The organism is Bacteroidales bacterium, assembly GCA_029210725.1.
In the GTDB taxonomy this organism is placed as follows: domain Bacteria; phylum Bacteroidota; class Bacteroidia; order Bacteroidales.
This window is the reverse complement of the sequence record JARGFM010000004.1, coordinates 50,240-73,584: the sequence shown is the minus strand read 5'-3', so window position 1 is coordinate 73,584 and position 23,345 is coordinate 50,240. Positions and strand designations below refer to the sequence as shown.

At 48.9% G+C, this 23,345-nt stretch carries 20 protein-coding genes and 1 tRNA gene; 9 read left to right on the top strand and 12 right to left on the bottom strand.

The annotated features are described in order from the left end of the window. Positions 1-15: 15 nt before the first annotated feature. Positions 16-1,008, bottom strand: coding sequence for a hypothetical protein (locus P1P86_03360; GenBank protein MDF1574212.1), 993 nt, complete (start codon positions 1,006-1,008; stop codon positions 16-18). 75 nt (positions 1,009-1,083) lie between these two features. Continuing rightward, positions 1,084-3,339: an inorganic phosphate transporter gene (locus P1P86_03355; GenBank protein ID MDF1574211.1), complete on the bottom strand. Its 2,256-nt coding sequence runs from the start codon at positions 3,337-3,339 to the stop codon at positions 1,084-1,086. Between the two features lie 146 nt (positions 3,340-3,485). Here P1P86_03355 and P1P86_03350 point away from each other — a divergent pair, with 146 nt between their 5' ends. Then, positions 3,486-4,274 carry an amidohydrolase gene (locus P1P86_03350; GenBank protein ID MDF1574210.1) on the top strand — a complete coding sequence of 263 codons (789 nt, stop codon included), beginning with the start codon at positions 3,486-3,488 and terminating at the stop codon, positions 4,272-4,274. Between the two features lie 4 nt (positions 4,275-4,278). Here P1P86_03350 and P1P86_03345 read toward each other — a convergent pair whose 3' ends face one another. The 7 genes from P1P86_03345 to pta all read right to left on the bottom strand — a co-directional run bounded on the left by P1P86_03345 (position 4,279) and on the right by pta (position 11,148). Next, a complete protein-coding gene (locus P1P86_03345) occupies positions 4,279-4,872 on the bottom strand; it encodes a peptidylprolyl isomerase (protein MDF1574209.1) in 594 nt (197 codons plus the stop codon). Between the two features lie 95 nt (positions 4,873-4,967). Further along, positions 4,968-6,200: a cation:proton antiporter gene (locus tag P1P86_03340; GenBank protein ID MDF1574208.1), complete on the bottom strand. Its 1,233-nt coding sequence runs from the start codon at positions 6,198-6,200 to the stop codon at positions 4,968-4,970. After that, a complete protein-coding gene (locus tag P1P86_03335; GenBank protein ID MDF1574207.1) occupies positions 6,200-6,772 on the bottom strand; it encodes a hypothetical protein in 573 nt (190 codons plus the stop codon). Before P1P86_03335 ends, P1P86_03340 begins: the two co-directional genes overlap by 1 nt. Beyond that, positions 6,769-7,863, bottom strand: coding sequence for a butyrate kinase (buk, locus tag P1P86_03330; protein MDF1574206.1), 1,095 nt, complete (start codon positions 7,861-7,863; stop codon positions 6,769-6,771). Before buk ends, P1P86_03335 begins: the two co-directional genes overlap by 4 nt. Positions 7,864-7,876: 13 nt before the next feature. Then, entirely contained in the window at positions 7,877-8,806 is a 930-nt protein-coding gene (locus P1P86_03325; GenBank protein MDF1574205.1) for a bifunctional enoyl-CoA hydratase/phosphate acetyltransferase, read from the bottom strand. 84 nt (positions 8,807-8,890) lie between these two features. Beyond that, positions 8,891-10,099: an acetate kinase gene (locus P1P86_03320; protein MDF1574204.1), complete on the bottom strand. Its 1,209-nt coding sequence runs from the start codon at positions 10,097-10,099 to the stop codon at positions 8,891-8,893. 2 nt (positions 10,100-10,101) lie between these two features. After that, positions 10,102-11,148: a phosphate acetyltransferase gene (gene pta / locus P1P86_03315; protein ID MDF1574203.1), complete on the bottom strand. Its 1,047-nt coding sequence runs from the start codon at positions 11,146-11,148 to the stop codon at positions 10,102-10,104. 131 nt (positions 11,149-11,279) lie between these two features. Between pta and P1P86_03310 the strand changes: the two genes are divergently transcribed. From P1P86_03310 to P1P86_03300, 3 genes are all read left to right on the top strand, one after another. Then, positions 11,280-12,083 (top strand): DUF1338 domain-containing protein, encoded by an 804-nt coding sequence (locus P1P86_03310; GenBank protein MDF1574202.1) that lies wholly within the window; start codon positions 11,280-11,282, stop codon positions 12,081-12,083. A gap of 129 nt (positions 12,084-12,212) precedes the next feature. After that, positions 12,213-15,077 carry an FAD-linked oxidase C-terminal domain-containing protein gene (locus tag P1P86_03305; protein ID MDF1574201.1) on the top strand — a complete coding sequence of 955 codons (2,865 nt, stop codon included), beginning with the start codon at positions 12,213-12,215 and terminating at the stop codon, positions 15,075-15,077. A gap of 25 nt (positions 15,078-15,102) precedes the next feature. Continuing rightward, on the top strand, positions 15,103-16,371 hold the full coding sequence (locus P1P86_03300) for a dicarboxylate/amino acid:cation symporter (protein ID MDF1574200.1): 1,269 nt from the start codon (positions 15,103-15,105) through the stop codon (positions 16,369-16,371). A 351-nt stretch (positions 16,372-16,722) separates the two neighbouring features. Here P1P86_03300 and P1P86_03295 read toward each other — a convergent pair whose 3' ends face one another. Continuing rightward, the gene (locus P1P86_03295) at positions 16,723-16,854 is read right to left on the bottom strand and encodes a hypothetical protein (GenBank protein ID MDF1574199.1); all 132 of its coding nucleotides are present in this window, start codon (positions 16,852-16,854) and stop codon (positions 16,723-16,725) included. Positions 16,855-17,498: 644 nt separating this feature from the next. Here P1P86_03295 and P1P86_03290 point away from each other — a divergent pair. Both P1P86_03290 and P1P86_03285 read left to right on the top strand, forming a co-directional pair. Continuing rightward, positions 17,499-18,014, top strand: coding sequence for a helix-turn-helix transcriptional regulator (locus tag P1P86_03290; GenBank protein ID MDF1574198.1), 516 nt, complete (start codon positions 17,499-17,501; stop codon positions 18,012-18,014). 31 nt (positions 18,015-18,045) lie between these two features. Then, a complete protein-coding gene (locus tag P1P86_03285; protein ID MDF1574197.1) occupies positions 18,046-19,098 on the top strand; it encodes a quinone-dependent dihydroorotate dehydrogenase in 1,053 nt (350 codons plus the stop codon). Here P1P86_03285 and P1P86_03280 read toward each other — a convergent pair. Further along, positions 19,095-20,516 carry a S41 family peptidase gene (locus P1P86_03280; GenBank protein MDF1574196.1) on the bottom strand — a complete coding sequence of 474 codons (1,422 nt, stop codon included), beginning with the start codon at positions 20,514-20,516 and terminating at the stop codon, positions 19,095-19,097. The genes P1P86_03285 and P1P86_03280 overlap by 4 nt on opposite strands. Before the next feature lie 201 nt (positions 20,517-20,717). Here P1P86_03280 and P1P86_03275 point away from each other — a divergent pair, with 201 nt between their 5' ends. Both P1P86_03275 and P1P86_03270 read left to right on the top strand, forming a co-directional pair. Further along, positions 20,718-21,458 (top strand): protein-L-isoaspartate(D-aspartate) O-methyltransferase, encoded by a 741-nt coding sequence (locus tag P1P86_03275; protein ID MDF1574195.1) that lies wholly within the window; start codon positions 20,718-20,720, stop codon positions 21,456-21,458. A gap of 41 nt (positions 21,459-21,499) precedes the next feature. Next, complete coding sequence (locus P1P86_03270; GenBank protein ID MDF1574194.1) at positions 21,500-22,549, top strand: CNNM domain-containing protein; 1,050 nt, start codon at positions 21,500-21,502, stop codon at positions 22,547-22,549. Positions 22,550-22,588: 39 nt separating this feature from the next. Here the strand turns inward: P1P86_03270 and P1P86_03265 are convergent. Next, positions 22,589-22,664: transfer RNA gene (locus P1P86_03265), tRNA-Lys, on the bottom strand. Between the two features lie 165 nt (positions 22,665-22,829). Here P1P86_03265 and P1P86_03260 point away from each other — a divergent pair. After that, on the top strand, positions 22,830-23,327 hold the full coding sequence (locus tag P1P86_03260) for a DUF4252 domain-containing protein (protein ID MDF1574193.1): 498 nt from the start codon (positions 22,830-22,832) through the stop codon (positions 23,325-23,327). The last annotated feature ends 18 nt before the right edge of the window (positions 23,328-23,345 follow it).

Sequence of the window (23,345 nt, the reverse complement as noted above, 5' to 3'; positions counted from 1 at the left end):
TCATGAAATATCGGTCTAAAAGACAATTTCAATATTCAGATAAAGACAGGGTTCGGAGCTGCCATTCTGTGCATATTCCACCCAATCCTGGTAATTCAGGGCCAGGCGGACAAATTTAATGGGCGTATACTGTATACCACTGATAATGGCACTGCCGTCTTTCCCCAGGTTCCATGGAAGCTCCTGTTCAGGCAGAATGTTGGAATAGACCTGGTCGTAACGGGCAAAAACCTCCCATTTTTCGGAAAAGGTAAAGGTGGAGTAGACAGAATAGCCATACCTTTGCCGGTTTTCAAAAAACTGGTAATTAAGCTGATGGTTGTATTCAGCGCCTATTCTGAATCGGTCGAGACGGTATCCTGCAAAGCCGGAAAAGATCATCTGTGGAATTTTCGTGGTATGTATGGTATAATAGGCCCGGAACAAGAGCTTCTCAGAGGGATACAGTGTGATTCCCGCCCCCAGCCGGTAAACGTTGTCGAACTGCAGGCTTTTATAGCCCTCGCCATTACTCAGGACCAGATCGGCTGTAACTTTCCCTGAAGGGCTGTACTGAATTCCGGCTCCCAGGTCCGCACTTGATCCGAAGCGGTATTCATCCAGATACGACCTGTAAAGGTACCGGTAGCCGAAGAATTTTTCCTGGACTTTAAACTGCAACATATCCATCAGGCCAAACCAGGTCATCAGCTTTCCCTTCCTGTATCCCAGGTAAGCATTCTTGAAGTAGGCATACCTGCGGATCAGCGCAAATTCGGAAGCATCGTCGATACTTCCGACATCCAGTTTGACTTCTGCTGTAAATCGGGAGTCCAGTTCCCTCTTATAAGCGAAATAGGCTCGTTTCACTTCGAAGCCGCTGGCATGATTTTCCGGGTCGAGGCTGTAGTTAAAATGGCTGAAGATTCTGGCCGAAACAACACCGGGCGGAGGCTCTTCCGGGATACTGTCTTCTCCGTAGACAAAAGGTAAAACACTGATAAATAGCATGATAAAAAACAGCCTCATCGATCCGCGTTAAGATGTTAATAATTTCAACGAAGCCACTAACTTAATGTTAATTTCAGATTAACAACAGCCAAATTACTCAGATTCGACAATGACGCCGTTTTTCCCCATGGATTCGTGCAGCTGTGAATGTGCTTTTGCAAGATGGACCGCATTAAGGAACAGGTTCTTGGTCTCAGAAAGCATCTCCATATAAGTGATGCTCACCTTAACCCCTTTTTGTGTTTTCTTAAGAATCTTGATGCGCTGCAGCAAAAGAAAGTTTGCATTTTCGATGATCGCATCACGTTGCTTGACCAGCTCGGGAATACCTTCGAAGCTCTTGTCTTTGAAAATATTCAGCATTAAACTGAAGAATTCTCCCGACTTAGTAATAAAAGACTGGAAGGATGCATGCTGTTCCCTGTCAATGGCGTGATTGTTATCCAGATGATTAAAGGCCGGCAGGACAATATGCATCAGAGAGTTGCTCATCTCTTTCATATGGTCTACCACCTGAACATAGTGGTGACCGCTTTCAAGTTCGGTCTCTTCAAATTTCCGGAGCTTTTCGGGAATGTTCTCTCTTATTTTGGTAATCTCTTTCCCAAGGTGCTTGGCCTCTTTTTTTAAGTGCTTCAGTTCCTTGTGATTTTCCTTCAGAAGGGCTGAATAGGTCGAGTTAAAAATCCTGGCAACCTTGAGAACAGATTCTTTTACTTCATCATCACATGATTTTAGTACGGCGTATGATGCTGATATTAAATGACTGTCGTAGGGTTCCCTCTTTGCCGACCGTCTCTTGTGAAAGGCATGTGTCCTTAACAAAATGAAGATGGCGAGAACGATCAGAATCAGGATAACCGGCAGTTTCCCGAAGAAAATAAGCGAAGCAATCAGGAAGGAGGCTAAAAAGGCGCTGAAGGCAGTAAAGAACCATCCGCCGATCACTGTAAGCACCCCGGTGATCCGGTAAACGGCGCTCTCCCTTCCCCAGGCTCCGTCGGCCAGGGAAGTTCCCATAGCCACCATAAAGGTTACATAGGTGGTGGAAAGCGGCAGCTTCAAGAAGGTTCCAATGGAAATCAGGATACTGGCTACCACCAGGTTTACAGAGGCCCGGATCAGGTCGAAGGCCAGCTTCTCATCTTTTACGGGCTGGTTCTTCTCAGAATCGAACCTGCTTTGCACAAAACTCACCACTTTCGAAGGAGTAATTCTGGCAATTCCATGGCTGGTCTCCATGGCGCGTCTTACCAGAAACCTGGCCAGGGAAGAGGATGCAAAACGTTCCGATCCTTCGCCCTGCCGGCTCAGATCAATGGTGGTTGCGGTCACGGACCTGGCCTTTTTTGAGAAACGAAGGGTAAGCACCATGATCAAACCGGCAGCGATCAGAAAATAAAGGGGGGTATTCACTTTTTCCTGCAGGGCGGTCATCATGAAGCCCGAGGGATCACCATTTCCGGAAGCCATAAAGGCTTTAAAGGATTCGAAACCCGCCAGAGGTACTCCGATGAAATTCACCAGGTCGTTGCCGGCAAAGGCCATGGCCAGGGCAAAAGTACCTACCAGTACTGTAATTTTCAGGACATTCACGCGGGTAAACATCGTTAACAGCTGGAACAGGAGCGTCCATCCCACAAAGCTGATCAGCATCACCCGGGTGGTGTGCTCCTGGATGTTTTCCAGCATCTCCGCCGAAATCAGGGTTGATCCCTTGGCCCCCTTGATCAGCAGAAAGAAGAATATGGCGGTGATCGCAAAACCTCCCCATACACCGGTCCAGTATTTTAAGGTCTTTTTGACATTGAAGGAGAATGCAAGCCGGACAATCCACTGAATAATTGTCCCCACGCTGAATGCAATGACCACCGAAAGGAAAATCCCCGCAATAATCATCACGGAGCTCTCTACATTGATATAATCACTGATCTGATACAAACCGTCAACAGATCTGGAAACCTTGTAGATAGCCACAGAAACAGCCGCTCCCAGGATCTCAAAAACAATAGAGACGGTGGTAGAGGTAGGCAGGCCAATGGTATTGAAGAAATCCAGCAGCAGGATGTCGGTAAGCATCACAGCCAGGAAAATAATCATGATTTCGTTAAAGGCGAAAAACTGAGGATTGAAGATCCCTTTCCGGGCCACTTCCATCATTCCGTTGGAGAATACAGCTCCTACGAGGACCCCGGCGGCAGCAATGGTGAGGATGATTTTAAAGGGAGCAGCTTTGGATCCAATGGCCGAATTAAGAAAATTCACCGCATCGTTGCTTACCCCGACAACCAGATCTGATACAGCCAGAAGAAAAAGAACAGCAACAATAAGAATGTAGTATGCCTCCATGAAAAGTAGTTGTTAGATTCCCAGCCAAAAATAGAGTTAAAATGAAAAAGGTATGTTAAATTAATATTAAGTTCATGTCCGCATGATACGAAATGTAAAAGTATAAAAAATCGATTACTTTTAGGTTCTGTTGGAAGGATACAAAGATGAAGGAGCAATTAAAGGTATGCCTGGTACAGGCAGATTTGGTCTGGGAAAATATTGAAGCCAATCTGCATTTGATGGAAGGGATGCTGGAAACGCTTGAAAAGGATACTGGCCTGGTGGTTTTTCCTGAGACGTTCTCAACGGGCTTTACCATGCGCTCGGTACAACTGGCGGAAGGGGAGGATGGGAAAGCCGTCCGGTGGTTGCTGCGGATGGCCAGGGAAAAGCAGTGCCATATGTCCGGAAGTCTGATATTCAGGGAAAAGGACGGACGGATCTATAATCGTCTGCTGTGGGTTTCACCGGATGGAATCCAGGGTTTTTACGATAAACGACATCTCTTCCGTCCGGGAGGGGAAAAGGAGAACTTCAGTCGGGGAGAAGAGCGAAAGATCTTCAGGCTGGGTGCCTTCCGGATTCTGCCACAGATATGTTACGATCTGCGTTTCCCGGTATTCAGCAGGAACCGGGGCGATTATGATGTGATGCTTTATGTAGCCAACTGGCCGGCCACCCGTCATCCGGTCTGGGAGACTCTTTGCAGGGCCCGGGCCATGGAGAACCAGAGTTATCTTCTGGGCGTCAACCGGGTTGGTACCGATGGAACAGGAATCCCGTCCCTGGGGGGCAGCTGCTCCATAAACCCCATGGGAGGGGAGATGCTCCGGATGAATGCTGCATCCGGACTGGGATACTCAGAACTCAATCTGGAAAAACTCAGGAATTTCAGAAAGAAATTCCCGGCGTGGAAAGATGCGGATCACTTTGAACCCGGCTGGAAGCAGTAATGCCTTAGCACCCGCATCCGTGGCCGCCATCGTCGCTGCAGGAACCTTTATCCTCACAGTTGCCGTCCTCGCAGGAACTTTCACCGTTTCCGCCGCAACCACAAGCTCCGCCGGCATGAATATGACCATGTGAGAGCTCTTCCTCGGTAGCACTGCGTATGTCGGTTACCTCTCCTTTGAAAAAGAGATCATTTCCTGCCATGGGGTGGTTGAAATCCATCCTGACGGCGTCGCCTTCAATGGCAATCACTTTTCCGTTCAGGCGCCTTCCTTCAGCATCCATCATGGGAACCATACTCCCGATCTTTATCAAATTTTCATCGATTTGGCCGTCAATTTCGAATACCGACTGGGGCACATGCACGATGGCATTTTCAACCACCGGTCCGTAAGCATCCTCGCTGTTCAGCAGAAATTCGAAGCTATCTCCGGTTTTCAGGCCATTCAGTTGTTCTTCAAACTTGGGGAGCAATCCGCCCGTTCCGAAAAGAAAAGTAAGCGGATTATCGTTGTTGAGCGACTCCACCACTTCACCCTCTTTTGAACCTGCACGGAGTTCATACACAATAGAAACAACACTATTTTTTTCAGCAATCATGTTCTCTTATTTTTTGAAGAAGCAAAGAAAGGAATTATTTCTCTTTTTATGAAGTGAAACGGCAGCCCTCCGGATCTATTTAACAACTATTTAAATTATTCTTCCACCAGCGTATCTTTCACCTCGAATTCTGTCTCCTTCAGTCCGCTTTTCCGGTATCTGATCAGGGAGACTGCCATAAGAAGGCTGGATGCGAGAATGACCAGCAGGAGGATTCCCTCATTAAATTCCTTTACGGCCAGTGTTTCGGGAATGGAGTAAAAAAGCAGGATGGTGATTAAGCCCCTGGGGGCCATCCAGATATCGGGGAAGATATTTTTCCGGAAGACCAGCCTGAACCATATAAAACGAATGCCGAAAAGGATGCCCAGGATCAATATGCTGACCAGCCAGACCTTCAGATTCAGCAGACTGGTCAACACGATGGTAAAACCAAAGATGACGAAGAAGAAGGTCCTCACCACAAAGGAGGATTCCAGGGTGATCATTTTGAAATTCTTAAAAATGGTGATCATCTGCTCCTCGTTCAGATACCGGCTCATTTTTCCGGGAAAGAAAATATGGCGGTTGGAAAGGATCAGTCCAAAAACCAGGATGATCAGCAGGCTGGAGAGATGGAATGCTTTACTGATTGCATACAAAAGAATCAATACCGCAATTAAAAGAAAAAGCTTGAGCTCCGTGCGGACCTTCTGAAAGAGAAAGATCAGGAAATAACTGGCAGCTATGGAGACCAGGGCAGTCAGGCTCAGGTTCAGCAGCACTTCCAGGCTCATTTGACCAATACTTTCTGCCTTCATGCTGCTGATCAGAAAATAGAACAGCATAATGCCCAGGATATCTGAAAAGGTACTTTCATAGATCATGAACTCCCGCTTGCTGCTATGGAGCGCCGAAACGCTGGGGATAATGATGGCCGAGCTCATGATGGAGAGAGGAACGGCATAGAGCAGGCCGGTGGTCATGTCCACCTTCAGGTAGACCGTCATCACCAGACCAATAAGTATGGCCGAGAGCAGCAGGGTGACCAGGGAAGTGAAGAAGGCCCTGGAGATCACCTTTCGCTTCTCCTTTTCCAGTTCCAGGTCCAGAGAGGCCTCCAAAACGATCATAATTAAACCGATGATACCCAGAACCTCGAGAATACCGGTGAGATCCGGGGTTTTAATGCCGGTTGCCGATACCACGAGTTTCATGATTACTCCCAGGATGATCAGCAGGAGTACGCTGGGGATGCTGAAGCGGCTGGCTACCAGGTTAAAGAGATAGGAGATAATAATAATCAGGGACCCGATAATGACCAGTCCGTTCGAATCAAAGTGTTCCATTAGAAATAGGAGTTAAATCCGACCCGGAAAACCGGGTTGGAATAGGGTGAGATGACCGATTCATTAATATCCCAGAGTATAGTAAAGGAGACGGTATTGTAAATACCTACCCGCTGTGAGAGTCCTCCCCCCAGTAAAAGTCCCCGGTAAATAAACCGTCCCTCATCCGTATAGGGAGGAACATAGTATTGCTTTTCCAGGCTTAGCACTTCATATTCTGCATGCACAAACAGTTCACTGAAGAGTTTTATGGGCAGCCACTCCTCAGCATTTGTAAGGAGGGAGAACCGGGCAAAGCCTTTAAGCCCGTATGAGTGCGTCTTATAGGCAAAGGGAAAGCCCGGGGAGGCCTTCTGCGACTGATAGAAATAGTGGGGACCAAGGCCCACAGCCAGGCGATCCAGCACATGGTAGCCCAGCATCGGCGCCACTTCGATATAAGTGGTAGTCCCGAAAGAGAGCCATAGCTCCGGAACCAGGAAAAATTTCCCTTTTCTGCCGGTCGCATCCTCCTGTGCCCTGGATGCAAAAGTCAGAGCAGCCAGAAATAGCAGCAGTGCGAATTTTTTCATGAATGCTCTTTTTTTGCCGTGTAGTTCCGCGCACGCATCTTTCCACTGAGCAAAAGTGCACCGTTCTGTGCCAGGGCCCTCATCTCATCTTCCCCGGGATAAATGAATACCGGAGCAATAAATCCAACCCGCTGTTTAATCTGACCTGTCAGATCCGGGTTATGGGCGATACCTCCCGTGATCAGGATGGCATCGAGCTGACCGTTCAGGACGGTGGCCATGGCACCAATCTCCTTGCTGATCTGATAGGCCATGGCTTCCTGAAGCAGCATGGACCGGAGATCACCTTCCCGGGCACCTTTCTCCACCTTCTGGGCATCCTTGTGACCCAGGTAGGCAAAAAGGCCGCCTTCTCCGGTCAGCATCTTTTTTACATCCGGCCAGCTCACCTCCTTTTCCAGGCAATACTTGGCCAGTGCTCCGGCCGGCAGCGTGCCGGACCGCTCCGGACCGAAGGGGCCTTCACCATCCAGAGCGTTGTTCACATCTATTACCCGGCCTTTCTGATGGGCTCCAACTGAGATACCGCTCCCCAGGTGGGCAATGACCAGGTTGAGGTCCTCATATTCCAACCCCCTGGACTGGGCATAGGTGCGGGCAACCGATTTCTGGTTCAGGGCATGGAAGATGGATATTCTCTGAAACTCGGGGTGACCGGAAATACGGGCCACATCCTGGAGTTCATCCACCACCACCGGATCGGCTATAAAGGCCCCGGCTCCGGTAAAGGTCTGAAGTAAGCGGTGGGCAATTAATCCACCCAGATTACTGGCATGGTCTCCCATGACCCCGGCCTCCAGATCCCGGATCATGGCCTGGTTCACTTCATATACACCCGATTCAATCGGGTGGATCAATCCTCCCCTGGCGATAATAATACCTACCTGGTCGAAGGGGATATGGTTTGCCTTCACTTCGGAAAGCACCAGATTAAGCCTGAATTCCAGCTGATCGCTGGTTTTACTGAAGGCATCGAGTTCGCCCGTATCGTGACGAATGGTTTTAAGAAAAACCGATTTGTTGTCCCTGTAAACCGCAATTTTCGTGGAAGTTGCGCCCGGGTTGACAACCAGTATGTAAGAGATATCCATTTTAAGACTGTTTTTAGTCCTGTTTTCCCTTGCTTCCTGAGTTTTCGGCAGCTACTGCCGCCAGGAGGATGGAATCGAATTTTGCCTGCTCAGAATCGGATCTGGAAGTGAGTACGATGGGAGCTGCCGCACCCACAATCATGGAAGCTACCTTGGCTTTGGCAAAAAACACCAGTGATTTGTATAGAACATTCCCCACTTCTATATCTGGCATCAATAAGAGATCTGTATCTCCGGCCACATCGCTTTTGATCTCTTTGTGCCTGGCACTCTCCACAGAGACCGCATTATCAAAGGCCAGTGGACCGTCCACAATGCAATTAAGAATCTGATCCCTTTGGTTCATTTTCGAGAGCAGTGCAGCATCCATCGTAGCGCTCATTTCGGTATTGACCTTCTCAACAGCTCCAAGGACAGCCACTTTAGGCCTTGCTATGCCCAGGTTATTCAGGACTTTTACGGAGTTGTTCAGAATCTGGATCTTTTCTGCCAGATTGGGAGCGATATTCATAGCCACATCGGTCACCGCAATCAGCTTGTGATAGGTTTCCACCTCGAAATAGGCAAAATGGGAGAGGAGTTTTCCGGTTCTTAGCCCATAATCCCTGTTCAGCACACAGCTCATCATATCGGAAGTACCTACCTTTCCCTTCATCAGTACATCCGCCTTCTTATCATGAACCATTTTTACGGAAGTGGCAATGGCCTCCAGAGGGCTGGCTGCCTCTATAAAATCAAACTTGCTGATATCCAGATTCAGGATCTCTGCCATTCCATAGGTTTTCTCCCGGTCTCCGACCAGTATGGGGCGAATGATCTTTTCCAGGGCAGCATTCACTACCGCATTCAGGGAGTGAGCATCTTCAGAGGCGGCCAGTACCAGTTTCTTGGGTTTGTGGCTTCTGTCCAGCAGGTCGCGCAATTGAGAAAGTTCTGTCAGCATATTCTTAATTTTTCCATGACAAAGAAAAAGAAATACCCGGTGTAAACCGGGCATTTCTTTATGATATTCAACACATTTGTGTCCTTAGCAACACTTCTCCAGAATCTTAAAGGTATCAGTGGCTATAACCAGCTCTTCATTGGTTCTTAACACCATGGCAGTCACCTTTGAATCGGGTTTGGAGATAATTTTATCCTCTCCCTTTACCCCATGGTTCCCGGGCTCGTCAAAATCGAGCCCCAGGTACTCCATATTCTGAAGTATCATGCGCCGGATATTAAAATCGTTTTCTCCGATACCTCCGGTAAAGATCACCAGGTCGAGCCCGTTCATAATAGCCGCGTAGGCACCGATGAATTTCTTGACCCGGTAGGCATACATGGTCAGGGCCAGGTTGGCGCGCTCGTTTCCTTCATAATAGGCCAGCTCCAGGTCGCGCATATCGGATGAGATTTCGGAAATCCCCATCATGCCGCTGCGCTTGTTGATCAGGTTGCTGATCCCCTTCAGGCTCAGGTGCTCCTTATCGGCCAGAAAGAGCAGTACACCGGGATCAATGTCGCCGGTGCGGGTGCCCATGATCAGTCCGTCCACCGGAGTGAATCCCATGGAAGTATCCAGGGATCTTCCATGTTCAATGGCTGTTACCGAAGCACCGTTCCCCAGGTGACAGGAAACCACTTTCATCTCGCGGGTATCCCTGCCAAGGATATTACTGGCCTGTTTGAATACAAATTTGTGGCTGGTCCCATGGTAGCCGTACTTCCGGACCCCGTATTTTTCATAATACTCGCGCGGGATGGCGTACATATAGGCATGAGGCGGCATGCTCTGGTGAAAAGAAGTGTCAAATACGGCGATCTGGGGGATTCCGGGCAGCAGGGCGTCCACGGAGATGATTCCCTTCAGGTTGGCCGGATTATGCAGGGGTGCCAGATCAATACAGGCTTCAATATCCTGGATTACCTCCTTGGTAATCAGCACACTTTCTTTGTATTTCTCTCCACCCTGTACCACCCGGTGTCCCACTGCGGAAATTTCCTCCACGTTTTTTATTACCCCGTGTTCGGTATCCACCAGGGCAGCCATGACCAGATTGATTCCCGTGCTATGGTCCATGATGGGAAGTATCTGCTTGTGCTTTGTTTTCTCCGTGGGTTTATGAGTGATCACCGCATCGGTAAACCCGATCCGTTCCACGATCCCTTTGGCGAGAACCTCCTCCCTTTCACCTATATTGAATAACTGGTACTTAATGGATGAGCTCCCGCAGTTTAATACTAATATAATCATGACTATAAGTCTGTTAAATTCTGTGATTCACAATCTATTTCTGATTTTTTTATTCCGGATGCCTGATTGGCGGTAATGGCCACCAGGTTAACGATATCGCTTACGGAGCAGCCCCTGGAAAGATCATTGATGGGGGCAGCCATTCCTTGCAAAACGGGACCTATAGCTTCGGCTTTGGCCAGTCGCTGAACCAGTTTATAGGCCGTATTGCCCACATTCAGGTCGGGGAAGATCAATACGTTTGCGTCGCCCTGGATGGGGCTGTCAGGTGCCTTGCTGGCAGCGATGGCTGGAACCAGAGCGGCGTCGGCCTGCATTTCGCCGCCGATAATCAGCGAGGGATTCATCTCCCTGACCAGTCTGGTTGCATTGGCCACCTTGTCAACCATGGGGTGACTGGCACTTCCTTTGGTGGAAAAACTGATCATGGCGATCCTGGGTTCAAAACCGAGGATGGAGCGCGTGGTGGCTGCTGTAGCTACGGCAATTTCAGCCAGTTGTTTTTCATCGGGATCCGGATGCACGGCGCCATCGGCAAATACGAGCACCCCGTCTTCTCCAAAGGAGCGGTCCTGCAGGATCATGATAAAGGCTCCCGAAACAATGCTGATACCAGGCAAGGTCTTAACAATCTGAAAAGCAGGACGCAACACATCGCTGGTGGCATTGGAGGCTCCGGCAACCTCGCCATCGGCATCTCCGGCTTTGATCATCAGGGTTCCCAGGTAAAGCGGATCCTCCACCAGTCTGCCCGCCTCCTCCATCGTCATTCCCTTGGATTTCCTGAGTTCGTAAAGAAGCTCGGTGTAAGCCTGTTTTTTAGGATGATCCTTGGGATTAATTATCGTAGCCTTCTCAATATTTGTCAGACCGTATTGTTTCACTTTTTGCTCCAGCAGCTCGGGATCCGCAATCAGGTAGATGTAACAGAGTTTTTCCCTGATAATGGCATCTGCTGCCATAATTGTTCTCTCTTCATTTCCTTCCGGAAGCACGATCCGCTGGCAATCCTGGCGGGCCTTATCCCTAATTCTATTAATTAAATCCATTGATTATCAGTAATTTGAGTTATATGAATGCAGGCATTAAAGTTAATTAAAAAAAGCATAGTCCTATCCTGGTAAAACATCTTTTTCAACACTTTTAGAGCAGAATGGTTATCCATATAAATATGCCGAAAATGATGAAAACAGAAACTATTTTTATGCGCCTGTGGGATCAATATGCAGGAGAAAATCCACATGTGCAGCAAATCCATGATCTTTTTGTAAAAGAGGGAGAAAGAGTCGTCAACGACCATGTGGCTTTCCGGACCTTCGATGATCCCAGGGTCCATATAGATGTGATTGCCCGCCCTTTTACCGAAGCAGGTTACCGGGCTGCCGGCGAATACCATTTTGAAGCGAAGAAATTGAGAGCCAGGCACTATGAGCTTCCGGGGAATCCTGAGGCTCCCCGGGTTTTTATCAGTGAGCTGATCCTGGATGAGTTCTCAGATGAGTTCAGTACTGCCATCCGTGCTCTGTTGGATAAGCTCCCGGAGGGTTTGCTGAATTCACCGGAACTGATATTCCGGGGAGCAGTTTTTGATCCTGTTTCCTTTGAGCTTTATGAACGGCTCAGGAAGGAGTCCGAATATGCTGCCTGGATATGCGCTTTCGGTTACAGGGCCAACCATTTTACGGTGAGCATCAACTACCTGGAGAAATTTACCGCGATTGAAGAGGTCAATTCCTTTCTGAAAGCGAATGGTTTTCAGCTGAACAGTTCCGGGGGCGAGGTGAAGGGAACTCCGGTTCAGCTGCTTGAGCAGTCCAGCACCCTTGCTGACCAGGTGGAGGTCCGTTTCAGTGACGCGAAGAGAACGATTCCGGGGTGCTACTATGAATTTGCCAGGAGGTACAGGGATTCCAACGGTCAGCTATTCAGCGGGTTCATTGCAGGCTCGGCCGATAAGATCTTTGAAAGCACCGATTACAGGTAACCAGGGAAATTTAGAATCTGCTATATTTGTTGGATTATCAAAAAATCCACTCAAATAGGGCAGGCAGATTTTGATCAGCTCAGGGCGCGCATCGACGGGGAACTTTTTACCGATCGCCTGCGACGGCTGATGTATGCCACGGATGCATCCGATTACAGGGAGGTTCCCGGAGCAGTGGTTTATCCGAAACATGAAGCGGATCTGAGGGAACTGGTCCGCTTCGCAGGGGAGAAGGGGATATCCCTGATCCCCAGGACGGCGGGAACATCCCTGGCCGGACAGGTGGTGGGTAATGGCCTGGTGGTAGATATGTCGAGGCATATGAACCGCATCCTGGAGCTTAATGAAAAAGAGTGCTGGGTCCGGGTGGAACCGGGTGTTATCCTGGATGAACTGAACCTGGCTATTCGCTCCACGGGACTTTTTTTCAGTCCGGAAACTTCCACTTCCAACCGGAGTATGATCGGAGGAATGATCGGCAACAACAGCTGCGGCCTTCGTTCCCTGGTGTATGGGGCCACCCGGGATCACACCCATTCTGTAAGGGCCGTTCTGAGTGATTCCACGGTGACAGAATTTGGTCCCCTGAATAAGGATGAGTTTCGGGAGAAACTTGAAAAGAAAGGACTTGAAGGCCGGATCTACCGCGAACTTCATTCCATGCTCAGGGATCCGGTCAACCAGCAGGAGATCCTCTCCGGATTTCCAGATCCGGCGGTCGTCAGACGGAATACCGGCTATGCCCTGGATGAGTTGCTTGATTCGCCTCCTTACCGCGGCGGGCAGGCCAGATACCCGGACTTCAACCTCTGTAAGTTGCTGGCCGGCTCGGAGGGAACACTACTGCTGATCAGCGAGGCAAAACTGAAGCTGGTTCCACTTCCTCCGCCATATAAAGCCTTGGTTCCCATACATTTTAATTCGGTAATGGAGGCCATCCGGGGGAATCTTGAAGCCCTGAAACACAGCCCCTCTGCCGTGGAACTGATGGATAAAACCATCCTGGACTGTACCAAAGGGAACCTTACCCAGCTCAAGAACCGCTTTTTCCTTTCGGGCGATCCCGGGGCGATCCTGATCGTGGAACTGATGGACCGGAATGAGGCCGTTTTGCAGAAGCGAATTGAAAAGATGGAGAAGGAGATGAAGGCAGCGGGACTGGGGACCCATTTCCCGGTGGTCACAGGGGCCGATATCGGGAAGGTCTGGGCCTTGCGAAAGTCGGGTTTGGGAGTGCTCTCCAATATCCCGGGAGAAGGAAGGCCTGTGTCGGTAATCGAAGATACCAGTGTCCGGGTTGAAGTGCTGGAAGAGTACATCGCTGAGTTTAATCAAATACTTGATAAATACGATCTTGAATGCGTTTATCATGCGCATATCTCGGTAGGGGAGCTGCATCTCCGTCCGATCATGAACCTCAAAGATCCGAAACATGTTCAGATCTTCCACGACATTGCCCTGGATACGGCCAGACTGGTGAAGAAGTACCGGGGTTCATTGAGCGGTGAGCATGGAGACGGAAGATTGAGGGGGGAATTTATTCCGCTGATGGTTGGGGAAAGGAATTTCGCCCTGATCCGGAAAGTAAAACAGCTTTTCGACCCGGAGGGAATATTCAATACAGGGAAGATTACCGATACCCCGCCCATGAACTCTTTTTTACGTTTTGAGCCGGGTTATCAGATGCCGGACTTCCATACTTATTTCGATTATTCCAGAGAAGGCGGATTCATGCAATTGATCGAAAAATGCAATGGATCAGGCGATTGCAGAAAGACAGAGATTACAGGAGGCACCATGTGTCCCAGCTACATGGCCACCAGGGACGAGATGGCAACCACCAGGGCCAGGGCCAATGTCTTACGCGAAGTACTCTCCGACAGGGATCTGAAAAAGCCATTTGACCAGAGCGATATCTACAAGGTGCTGGATCTCTGCCTTTCCTGTAAAGCATGTAAATCGGAGTGTCCATCCAGTGTGGATATGGCCAAGATCAAGGCGGAGTTTATGCAACACTGGTATAATCACCATCCTGTACCATTGCGTACCTTGCTGATAGCCAATATATCCAGGATAAACAGCCTGGGAATGTTCTTTCCGGGAGTCTTCAACTATCTGGCCACAGGCAGGCTGAGTTCCCGGCTGCTGAAGAGACTGCTTGGTTTTGCTGCCAGGAGGAGCATACCAACCCTGGGCAGAAGCACCCTCAGGAGTTGGGCGGCCAGGAACCTGGAGAGCCTGAACAGTGTGTTGCCCGTTGATGCTCCTGAATTGGTACTCTATGTGGATGAATTTAGCAATTACCATGACACCAGCCTTGGGATATGCAGCATTCGTTTTTTTAATCGTTTGGGAATCAGGGTTTTCATAGTAAAGCATCCCCTTAGCGGGCGTACCTACATATCCAAAGGATTGTTGAAAAAAGCCCGGAAGATCGCCCGGAAAAATGTGGAGATCTTTTCCGTGCTCATTTCCGGGGAGCGCCCCCTGGTTGGAATTGAGCCTTCTGCCATACTGGGATTCAGGGATGAGTTCCCCGAGCTGGTGGGAGATGATTTGAAAGAGCAGGCCGAAGCACTTTCCCGGCACTGTTTTACCATCGAGGAGTACCTGGAACAGGCATTTGACAATCATTTGTTTGACAGCTCCCTGTTTACCGAAGAAAAGAGGACTCTGAAGCTTCACGGACACTGTCAGCAAAAATCCATAGCCAGTACCGGTCCGACCAAACGTGTGCTCTCCATACCAGCGAACTTCACGGTGGAGGAGATCCCTTCAGGTTGCTGTGGCATGGCTGGCTCCTTTGGATATGAGAAGGAGCATTATGAGCTGTCCATGAAAGTGGGGGAACTGGTGTTGTTTCCTGCTGTGCGTGAATCCGATACAGCAGCACTGATAGTGGCACCGGGAACCAGTTGCAGGCATCAGATTGCGGATGGTACGGGCCGAAGGGCCCTGCATCCGGTTGAGGTGCTGTTTGAGGCATTAAAGTAGATTCGAAAATAATAGCTGAGATATTATGTTGAAAAAACTACCGCTCTGGGCAAAGATCTTTATGGGAATGGGACTGGGAATCCTCTTCGGTCTGGTGGCCGTCTGGACAGGATGGGAAAACTTCACCACCAACTGGATAAAACCGTGGGGAACAATCTTTCTTAAACTGCTGAAACTTATTGCTGTTCCCCTTATTTTTGTATCGCTTGTCAAGGGAATTTCCAGTCTGACCGACATTACCAGGCTCTCCAGGATCGGATACAAAACCATTGTCATCTATATAGTAACCACGGTGTTTGCCACAACAGTCGGACTGGCCATGGTGAATATTTTTAAACCGGGAGATGTATTTCCGGATGAGAAGCAGGAGCAATACAGGGAAAAGTTTGCCGGACAGCTGGAGATCACGCAGGAATCGGCCCGGGAAATAGGAAAACAATCACCACTCTTCTTTTTCGAAGATATGATCCCGGAGAATTTCTTCAAAGCCGCCGGGGATAACTCCAAAATGCTGCAGATCATTTTCTTTGCAATACTCTTCAGTATAGCGCTGGTACTGGTACCTGGCCCGAAGACCGAGGTAGTCAAAGACTTCTTTGAGGGCCTCAATGACGTGATTCTGAAGATTGTGGATCTGATCATGCGATTTGCCCCTATCGGAGTATTCGCCCTGATGGCGGCCCTGGTTGTGGATTTTTCCGGAGATGCGGACATTTTCACCGCCCTGGGCATGTATATGTTAACCGTGATCATCGGACTATTTCTGCTGATTCTGGGATTCTACCCACTTTTGATGCGTATTTTTACCGGTTTCCGGGTTCCCGCCTTTATGAAAGCGATCCTGCCGGCCCAGCTGGTCGCCTTTACGACCAGCTCCAGTGCGGCCACCCTGCCGGTCACTATGAAGCAGGTAACCAATGAACTGGGTGTTTCCAAATCTATTGCCAACTTCGTACTTCCTGTGGGAGTGACCATCAACATGGATGGTACCAGCTGCTATCAGGCCATAGCGGCAGTGTTTATTGCCCAGGTTTTTGGCATTGACCTGACCCTGGTTCAGCAGCTCACGATTGTGCTTACCGCGACCCTGGCCTCTATTGGTTCACCGGGGATTCCCAGCGGCAGTATAGTGATGCTTATTATTGTTCTGAACTCGGTGGGACTGCCTGTGGAGGGACTGGCCCTGATCCTGGGGGTGGACCGGCCTCTGGACATGTTGCGCACGGTGGTCAATATCACCGGAGATACCACGGTTTCTTCCATCGTGGCCCGTTCGGAGGGTGAATTACGCTAGCGTTTTAGCTGCGCTGAGCTCGTAAACTCGGTTCCCCGTAGCTCTGCTGCGGGGTAAGCGAGCACATTTAAAATAAAAAATTAATCGATGATTCCTCGCAGCAAGCTGCGAGGAGAATCAATTGGGCCAGGAATTCTGATAAAACTGCCTGATTTCTCCTGCTTGAGTTCCCGGTGAATCCACCGGAAAATCCGTCTATCTTCTTCTATTTCAAAAATAAAAGCAGAATTTCGGGCCCTTTTAAGTCCCTTAGAAGTTCCTGTTTTCATTCCTTCCGGCAGGTAGTCTGCCTATACTTCATTCTGGAAGGCTAAAGTATAAATCAGGCACATAAAAAAAATCAGCTACAGGCTACAGGAAGGGGGAGGAGGGAAAATCGTCTCTGCAAACGCTGAAGTTTTGCATGCGGGAGAAGGCAGGGCGTGCATGCTGTTCCCCGGCTCCAGGTTCCGGATTCCAGATGGTCTGTCTCTGAGAAGTCAAACAGGGGACTGAATTTCCGGGATGCTAAGATCTTCGTATATAATTGACAAATGTAATCAATATAGCAGCGGTTACAATTGTAACCAACGGAAAAAGAAGAGATAATACACAAATAAATACAGATTCAGCCCTTTTGTCCTGTTACATATGTAAACTAAATATACCAGGCTTTCAAATCGTAAGTTGAAGGGTATAAACATCAAATAACCAGTTTATTACAGAGATCATCGTGATAAAACTTCAATGAAATATCATCTATTAGCCTTAAAAGTGCTTATAAACTATCAAAATATCCAAATATATTCTTGAAAACCAGTATAATATCAGAATCACATGAAATATTACTTTAATATAAACCCTGAAGGCAAAAACTAAGGTAAAAACGGGCTCAGTGGGCTTTAAAAGCCCGGCCCGGGCGCTTCGAAAGCGCTCGATTTAACAGGTATATAGCAGATTGAAGATTTATAAAACCATATGATTATAATCCATCATAATTACTTATTTGTCCGGTAGATCATACAAAGGCCCTTTCTTCATATAATAAGCAAATATCCTTATTATTTCCATTATGTTACAAATGTAAATTATATCATGTTACATATGGAAACAAAATACTTGTTACATTTGTAATCAAAGATTTTATAATGAAAGAGCGTCTTATTCAGTTACTGGACCTGGAACAGCTGTCCCCTTCCAAATTTGCCGATCTGATAGGAGTTCAGCGAAGCAGCATTTCGCACGTGCTCTCGGGCCGGAACAAACCCAGCTTTGACTTTCTGCAGAAGACTTTAAAAGCTTTTCCGGGACTGAATGCCTCCTGGTTGATGACGGGGGAAGGGAGCATGTATGAACAGATGGGCAGGAAGGTAAGTGGAAATCTCTTTGATATTCCGGTAGAAACGGAAGAGCCGGATCCCGGCCGGATTCCTGAACAACACAACCTGGAGACGGAAACAAGGGGCGCTTCTGAAGCTGTGAAAGGCCCGGAAAAACCTGAAGCGGCAGCTTCTGCGGCTAAAAGTTCCGCGGAAGGCGGGGATCCCGCCGGTGTTCCGACAGGAGCAATAGCGGAGGCTTTAGGCTCTGGAAAGCGGAAGATTTTACAGGTCCTTGTCATTTATGAGGATGATACCTTCCGTTCCTTTACCCCCGCAAATTAGAAATCTGTGTATATTTGCAGGCAAAAATCGAATGTACAGGTACCTGATCAGACCCATTCTCTTCCTGCTCCCGCCCGAGACCATTCATCACCTGCTTATCTCCTTTCTTCGTATTGTCTTTAAAATACCGGGTCTGCATCCCCTGGTGAAAAGTGTTTACCGGGTGAAACATCCGGCCCTGGAGACCACCTTCCTTGGATTACGCTTTAGTAATCCGGTGGGACTGGCCGCGGGATTTGATAAGAATGCCAGTGTTTACAGGGAGTTTCAGGCTTTTGGCTTCTCCTTTATCGAGGTGGGTACCGTGACCCCGCTGGGGCAGCCGGGAAACGAGAAACCGCGGAGTTTCCGGGTAAAAAAGGACCGGGGACTGATCAACCGCATGGGATTTAACAACCAGGGGGCGGAGGCAGCAGCAGTCCGGTTGGCCCGTAAACGGCCCAAAGGGCTTATTCTGGGCGGAAACATAGGGAAGAACACCCAAACCCCCAACGAGAGGGCTGTGGACGATTATGAGGCTGTTTTCAATGCCATTTACGATGGAGTGGACTATTTTGTGGTCAACGTAAGCTGCCCCAATATTTCGGACCTGCGCAAATTGCAGGACCAGGATTCGCTGGAACAGATCCTGGGGCGGATCATGGAGCTGCGTGCGGAGAAAAAGGAAAAGAAACCCGTTCTGTTAAAAATCTCCCCGGACCTGAATGAACAGCAACTGGATGAAACCCTGGAGATTGTGGATCGCCTGAAGATCGACGGGATCGTAGCTACCAATACCACGGTTGGCAGGGCAGGTTTAAAGACGCCGGAGAAACAGATTCAGGCCATCGGGAATGGGGGCCTCAGTGGGGCAGCCCTTACTGCCAGAAGCCTGGAGGTGGTGCGGTACATCCATCAAAAGAGCCTGGGCAAGCTGCCAGTCATTGCAGTGGGTGGTATTATGTCTGTCGGGGATGCCCTGGAAATGCTGGATTCAGGGGCCACCCTGATTCAATTGTATACCGGGTTTATTTACGAAGGGCCGGGTCTGGCCAAACGGATTAACCGGGCTATTCTAAAAAGAAGGACCGCAAGCGGAAGCTAATCTCTTCGGGGCAGATCGACCCGCCACTCTACCAATGGTTTTCTGGGCCGGGGAATGGAACTGAACCGGGTTTCCGGTCCCACCGATTTCTTCGCCAGGGGCGATACCCCGGTGATCTCCTCAAGCGCCGTGGCCAGCAAAGGATCCCCCATGCTTCCGAAGGGCAAGGCATAAAGCAGGTTATCCACCACCTCTATGTCAGGAGTTATCCCGTCTACAAAATCGGTAAAACCCTCTGAGTTGGAATATTTGATTACGATGGGCTGCATGGCCCAGTTATGGCGCTTGGGTTCTTCCCAGTCATCTATGGTGATGGAAGCATAGCACTTTCCATAGGTGCTGGTTCCGATTTGTACCACGTTCATATAGGGATAGAGCCCGGTCATCAGGGATTCACTGGCCGAAGCGGTCCCATCGGTGGTCAGAAAATAAACCGTGGAAAGATTCAGATTCAGATCGCTGTGGGGCATCCGGATCCGGAGCTGGGCCGACTCCAGGCCATCTGCCTCTCCATTATCATCCAGGTCAGCCCCCGCCCAGTAGCTATTGTATAAGTCGTTCCAGACCAGGTCCACAAACACCTCGTTCCCTTCCATAACCGCTGCGGGCGCCAGGCTTGCCGCCATATAAGCTGAAAGATCCAGGCTCCCTCCCGGGTTGTAGCGGAGGTCAATGACCACCTCACTGACACCGGCCGATTTAAATTCGTTAAATACCCCGTTCAGCTCGTCCAGCCACTCGCCGGATTCTCCAGCGGTAAACTGTGTATAGACCAGGTAACCGATTTTTAGTCCCTGGTATTCAATAACTTCATCATAAATGATGGGGTTCTGATTCAACTCAATGGCCGTGAGGGGAATCTCTGTTCCGTTGGGAACCATGGCACTACCATTCCAATCGGAAAAACCAAAAGTGGCCGTCGTCTGATAATACAGCGAATAGTAATTCTCCGTGGTTAAAATCGTGCCGTCGATGGTATATATGATATCGCCGCGAGCAATTCCTGAATCGGCTGCAGGGGAGCCTGGCGTTACATATTCCACAAAACTGACCACCTGGTTTCCGGTATATATCATGGGGTATGCCGACATACCGGTGGCTGTCTCCACCCCGTCAAACATAGCTGCAAGTTCTTCATAATCATCTACGATCCAGGAATTACGGTCCCCCGAATACAAAAGCTTATAAAAGAAAGCTTCCGGATCCGTTTCCTCTCTCCAGTTCAGATCCGGGATAAAAGCCTCCCACAGGTAGACCTCATTCATTCCTTCCCAGATCCATTCATTCAGAATCAGCGTTTCTTCCGGAAGTTCGTTTTCATTCCCGTTCCCGTTCTCCTCTTTCTCACAGGCCGGAAGCAGGGCAAATACAATGCTGATCACTATGATTAAAGCACTGTTCCTTATCAGTCGTTCCATTTTCTCATTTATATGAATACAAAATTAGCAATATCCTTTGTTCCGGCCCTCATATGCCTGAACATTCTCGCCCTTCTTCCGTTTTTATTCAAAAGAGCGAATCAAGCGATGGCGGAAAACAAGACAAATGCAACTACAAAAAGTGTTCCGGAATTTCAGGATCAGATTTCAGGCCTCCAGAGACGGGATGACCGTATTACTATGTTTGTGCTTTTCCTAACACTGCTGGTTTGGGAACTACCGCTTTATTCGCAGGTAAACACAGAACAACAGAAATTGCATCCCGGATTCTCGGAAAGGGTGGTGGAAAGGGAACAAATGGTCCGGGAGGGCATTGAGAATTATCCATTTCAGCCGGTGAAGGACCCCGGGGTGCTGAAGGCGATGCGCCGTGTGCCCAGGCATCTCTTTGTCCCGGAAGAATACCGGGACCTGGCCTACCGGAACAGTCCCCTGCTGATCGGTCATAATCAAACCATTTCCCAGCCCTTTATTGTGGCCCATATGTCCGAACTGCTCGATCTGGAACCAGAACTCCGTGTGCTCGAAATTGGGACGGGTTCCGGATACCAGGCAGCCGTGCTGGCGGAGCTTTGCAATCATGTTTATACCATGGAGATTGTTGCACCCCTGGGGCGAAAGGCAGAAAAACTTTTAAAAGAACTTGGGTATGACCAGGTACAGGTCAGGATCGGAAACGGTTACGAAGGATGGCCCGAGGCCGCCCCTTTCGACCGGATCATTGTGACCTGCGCCCCGGAGGAGATCCCCCGGGCTTTACTGGACCAGCTGGCTCCTGGCGGACGTATGGTGATACCGGTGGGCGGACAGTTTGAGACCCAGTATATGGTAGAGGTTCAAAAAGACAGGAAGGGCCACCTTTCGCAGAAAGAGCATTACCCGGTCCGCTTTGTTCCCATGACCGGGAAATCGAAAGAATAGACACAGATGAAAAATCCAACAGGATAACTATCTTTGTTTCGATGGTTATACTCTTTGTATATCTGGGTATAGACCTGTTTTTGTCCTTTTTGTGCTCTATCCTCGAGGCCACACTTCTGAGTACCTCCAGTATTTTCATCAATATGAAGCAGAAGGAGGGGAAAAAGTATGCGCATTGGCTGGACCACTACAAGAAAAACATTGACCTTCCGCTGTCGGCTATTCTGACCCTGAACACCTTTGCCCACACCATCGGTGCAGCCGGTATTGGCTCGCAGGTCCAGGAACTCTGGGGGAGCGAATACCTGGCGATTGCATCCATCATCCTGACTCTGATTATCCTGATTGGTTCGGAGATTATTCCCAAGACCCTGGGAGCACTCTACTGGAAAGAGTTGAGCCGTTTTACCGTCTATGCCCTGCGCATCATGATTTATTCACCGCTTTATCCCTTTATCATTCTGACCAATTCTGTGACCCGTTTGTTCCGGAAAGGGAGGAGCGGCAAATCGCCCATCAGCGAACCGGAGTTCCGGGCCATCACCGACACGGTTATTGAAAACCGGGTGATGGATGACGAGGAATCCCGCATCCTGCAGAATCTGATGAGGTTTCAGAGCATTCTGGTAAAGAACATTATGACCCCTCAAGTCGTTATTCATGCGGCTGATGAAAACACCTCCATGGAACAGTTTTATGAAAAGAACCAGCCTGGTATTTTTTCGAGGATCCCCCTTTACCATAAAGAACTGAACCAGTTTTCAGGTTTTGTTCTTAGAGATGAGGTGATGGAGGCGATTATCGAGAACAGAGGAGGGGAGCCATTGAAAAGCATTGCCAGGCCCATTACAGCCGTGAATGAGGATACCCCTATCATCCGCTTATTCAGCAAACTGATTGAACGCAGGATTCATATGGCCATCGTAGTGGATGAATACGGGATGGTGAGCGGACTGGTCACCATGGAGGACCTGTTCGAGACGCTTATCGGGCTGGAAATCGTCGATGAGATGGACAATGTGGAGGACATGCAGATGCTGGCCAGGAAGAACTGGGAGGCCCGCGCCAAAAAGCTTGGCCTGATCGAATAAAAAAAAACCCGACCGTTTCCGATCGGGGTTCTAAGAGGGTGGTGACTCAGCTGAGGTTCGAACTCAGGACCCCATCCTTAAAAGGGATGTGCTCTACCAGCTGAGCTACTGAGTCATCCTGTTATCGCTTTAAAAGCGGTTGCAAAGATAACAACAATATTATTTTCTGCAAAAAAGAAATCCATCACTTTTTTTTACTCGCTCAGTAATGAATTTCCGTCTGCTTCGTCTTCGGTTTAGAAAGCAGTTTTTATCGTTCTATAAACTAAAAAAGGAAATCATGAAAAGAGTAGTATTGTTAATTCTGGTAATTGCGTTCCCGGCCTTTATAATGGCTCAGAACAGTGCTGTAGACAAGCTTTTTGCCAAGTACAAGGGAAAGCAGGGAATAACCACTGTAAACCTTAGTCCCGAGTTGTTCCAGATGGTAAATGCCATGGGTATCGAGGAGCTGGAGGAGCAGGATTTTCCTGTCGACAAGATCGCCAGTGTCAAGATCCTGACCATTGAGGATGAAGAGGGATGGGAAAATGTTAATTTCTACGAGGAGATCAAGAACGATCTGGATGTGAATGATTTTGCCGAGGTTCTTACGGTGGATGACAGCGGAGAGGTGGTCCGCATGTGGATGAAGGTGAATCAGAACATTGTTTCCGAGTTTCTTCTGATTGTGGGTGGCGATGACAATGTCCTGATCTATATCACGGGGGACTTTAACATGAAGGACCTGGAAGAACTGGCAGAGCACATGGATCACGATTTGGACATCGATTTTTAGATTTTTAACTTAGAAGTT

What these genes read in the sequence shown, in the direction of transcription:
- P1P86_03360 (MDF1574212.1), bottom strand. Translation starts at nt 1,008, where the DNA reads ATGAGGCTGTTTTTTATCATGCTATTTATCAGTGTTTTACCTTTTGTC.
- P1P86_03355 (MDF1574211.1), bottom strand. Translation starts at nt 3,339, where the DNA reads ATGGAGGCATACTACATTCTTATTGTTGCTGTTCTTTTTCTTCTGGCT.
- P1P86_03350 (MDF1574210.1), top strand. Translation starts at nt 3,486, where the DNA reads ATGAAGGAGCAATTAAAGGTATGCCTGGTACAGGCAGATTTGGTCTGG.
- P1P86_03345 (MDF1574209.1), bottom strand. Translation starts at nt 4,872, where the DNA reads ATGATTGCTGAAAAAAATAGTGTTGTTTCTATTGTGTATGAACTCCGT.
- P1P86_03340 (MDF1574208.1), bottom strand. Translation starts at nt 6,200, where the DNA reads ATGGAACACTTTGATTCGAACGGACTGGTCATTATCGGGTCCCTGATT.
- P1P86_03335 (MDF1574207.1), bottom strand. Translation starts at nt 6,772, where the DNA reads ATGAAAAAATTCGCACTGCTGCTATTTCTGGCTGCTCTGACTTTTGCA.
- buk (MDF1574206.1), bottom strand. Translation starts at nt 7,863, where the DNA reads ATGGATATCTCTTACATACTGGTTGTCAACCCGGGCGCAACTTCCACG.
- P1P86_03325 (MDF1574205.1), bottom strand. Translation starts at nt 8,806, where the DNA reads ATGCTGACAGAACTTTCTCAATTGCGCGACCTGCTGGACAGAAGCCAC.
- P1P86_03320 (MDF1574204.1), bottom strand. Translation starts at nt 10,099, where the DNA reads ATGATTATATTAGTATTAAACTGCGGGAGCTCATCCATTAAGTACCAG.
- pta (MDF1574203.1), bottom strand. Translation starts at nt 11,148, where the DNA reads ATGGATTTAATTAATAGAATTAGGGATAAGGCCCGCCAGGATTGCCAG.
- P1P86_03310 (MDF1574202.1), top strand. Translation starts at nt 11,280, where the DNA reads ATGATGAAAACAGAAACTATTTTTATGCGCCTGTGGGATCAATATGCA.
- P1P86_03305 (MDF1574201.1), top strand. Translation starts at nt 12,213, where the DNA reads ATGTATGCCACGGATGCATCCGATTACAGGGAGGTTCCCGGAGCAGTG.
- P1P86_03300 (MDF1574200.1), top strand. Translation starts at nt 15,103, where the DNA reads ATGTTGAAAAAACTACCGCTCTGGGCAAAGATCTTTATGGGAATGGGA.
- P1P86_03290 (MDF1574198.1), top strand. Translation starts at nt 17,499, where the DNA reads ATGAAAGAGCGTCTTATTCAGTTACTGGACCTGGAACAGCTGTCCCCT.
- P1P86_03285 (MDF1574197.1), top strand. Translation starts at nt 18,046, where the DNA reads ATGTACAGGTACCTGATCAGACCCATTCTCTTCCTGCTCCCGCCCGAG.
- P1P86_03280 (MDF1574196.1), bottom strand. Translation starts at nt 20,516, where the DNA reads ATGGAACGACTGATAAGGAACAGTGCTTTAATCATAGTGATCAGCATT.
- P1P86_03275 (MDF1574195.1), top strand. Translation starts at nt 20,718, where the DNA reads ATGTTTGTGCTTTTCCTAACACTGCTGGTTTGGGAACTACCGCTTTAT.
- P1P86_03270 (MDF1574194.1), top strand. Translation starts at nt 21,500, where the DNA reads ATGGTTATACTCTTTGTATATCTGGGTATAGACCTGTTTTTGTCCTTT.
- P1P86_03260 (MDF1574193.1), top strand. Translation starts at nt 22,830, where the DNA reads ATGAAAAGAGTAGTATTGTTAATTCTGGTAATTGCGTTCCCGGCCTTT.